At 59.9% G+C, this 252-nt stretch carries 1 pseudogene; it reads left to right on the top strand.

Features of this window, described 5'->3' with window-relative positions:
• Nucleotides 1–135 precede the first annotated feature (135 nt).
• A pseudogene (locus EZI54_RS24210) lies at nucleotides 136–252 on the top strand (IS66 family transposase); the annotation flags it as partial.

Raw genomic sequence — 252 nt, 5'->3', positions numbered from 1 at the left:
AGTATCAAACGCCCGATGAGGTGTACTACGGGCAACCGATAGCCTTGGCTAGCCTGAGCCAGGGAAACAACCGGATCATAGCTTAGTGACACCATCAGGTTGTCCAACTGATCGGGTCCACCTCACAGCGAGTCGTTCAGCGGCACGCTGATCAGTGACGGCTACGCGGCCTATGCCCGGTACGCCGCCGCCCAGGAGAACGTCACCCACGCCCAGTGCTGGGTGCACAGTCGCCGTTACTTTATCGAGGCG

Origin of the sequence: Marinobacter halodurans, from assembly GCF_004327985.1 — a bacterium.
Classification (GTDB): Bacteria; Pseudomonadota; Gammaproteobacteria; order Pseudomonadales; family Oleiphilaceae; genus Marinobacter_A; species Marinobacter_A halodurans.
Note: the sequence above shows the minus strand (reverse complement) of the source record. Positions and strands in the feature narration are given on the sequence as shown.